The sequence below is a fragment of the Acinetobacter sp. 228 genome (assembly GCF_048147885.1).
Window position 1 is genome coordinate 1 of the sequence record NZ_JAYWYV010000271.1, and the last position, 1,367, is coordinate 1,367.

Annotated in this window: 2 protein-coding genes; both read left to right on the forward strand. The window is 36.8% G+C overall.

Features of this window, described 5'->3' with window-relative positions; translation table 11 throughout:
* Nucleotides 1-153 precede the first annotated feature (153 nt).
* The gene (locus tag VXQ92_RS18105; RefSeq protein ID WP_032008006.1) at nucleotides 154-318 is read left to right on the forward strand and encodes a hypothetical protein; all 165 of its coding nucleotides are present in this window, start codon (nucleotides 154-156) and stop codon (nucleotides 316-318) included.
* The gene (locus tag VXQ92_RS18110) at nucleotides 315-1,286 is read left to right on the forward strand and encodes an antA/AntB antirepressor family protein (protein WP_367576498.1); all 972 of its coding nucleotides are present in this window, start codon (nucleotides 315-317) and stop codon (nucleotides 1,284-1,286) included. The genes VXQ92_RS18105 and VXQ92_RS18110 overlap by 4 nt, the downstream gene beginning before the upstream one ends.
* Nucleotides 1,287-1,367 lie beyond the last annotated feature (81 nt).

Genomic DNA, 1,367 nt, shown 5'->3' on the forward strand with positions numbered 1-1,367 from the left:
CATATGGAATGCGCAAGTTAAATTGAACATCATCTGACATGTTGAGACCTAGTAAATTGTTAGCACTTGTTAGCAAAACATGTTGACATAAGTTTAATTTCTTTGCTATGTTAGCAATTGTTAGATATTGCTAACATTTAAGAAGAGGTTGATATGACGAGAAGTGAAGCACAGGTGAACTTTAGAATGCCTGAAAATATTTTGGTGCGCTTTAAAGCTGAAATTCAGAAGGAACGTAGATCGCAAACCGCTCAACTAATTCTTTTGGTTGAAGAGTGGTTGGAAAAAAGAGAGAAACAACAGGATGCGAAAGCATGAAATTAACAGACAACAAAAAAGCCCATGATCTTGGCGGACAGGGCTTAATTGATGTCAATACAGGAATATTAACTATGACTATAGTAGCAGAAAAAATTGATTTACAACATACCTTAACTGGCGATCAGGTTCTTGATCTAGTTGAGGTAGATATTGGCGGTAATAAACAGTTCGCTGTTGACGCTAGATCACTTCACCTTTTCTTAGAATCTAAACGTAAATTCTCAGACTGGATAAAATCTCGTTTGATAAAGTATGGATTTATAGAAAATGAAGATTTCATACTTGCTTCACAAAATTGTGAAGCAAAACATGGCGGACATAATAAAAGCGATTACTACCTTACTCTGGATGTAGCGAAAGAGCTCTCAATGGTAGAAAACAACGAAAAAGGACGTGAAGCTAGACGTTACTTCATTCGTTGTGAAAAACTAGCTTTTGAAGCAATGAAAGAAAAGTTCATGGGTAGTGTAATTGAAACACGAAAAGTAATTTCACCCGAACAAAAGGATTCATTGCAGAAAATTGTTGATGCTAAGGTGAACGGCAACAATGGATTAAGAGCACAAGTTTGGACTCGACATAATCGGCATTTCAAAATTAACTCTTATCATGAACTTCTAGCCATACACTTTGAGGACTCTGTGCAGTATTTGTTAAGCATGGAAGTAAAAGGAAAGGTAGAGAATCCATTAGTACCAATGCAAGTAAATAATGAACCTTGGAACGACACCGATGTTCAGTTCTTAATGTGGTTTGTGCCTAAGATTTCAAAAATTATTAAGAACGATATTTATCCGGCACTGAGTATCTTGCGCAGTGAATGTGCTGCACAGGTAATAGGGATAACTCAAGAGATGGCGGTACATGCCAATGCATTAAATCGAAGAGCATTGAAGCATGGTATGACGCACTATTCACAACTAGGTGGACAACCCATCCATACAATTGAATGGTATTTATCTTAATTAAATAAGACCCGCCTAGTGCGGGTTTTCTTCGTGTGACATTTAATGACCAGTTTGTTAAATTACCCTCAAATATGAGGG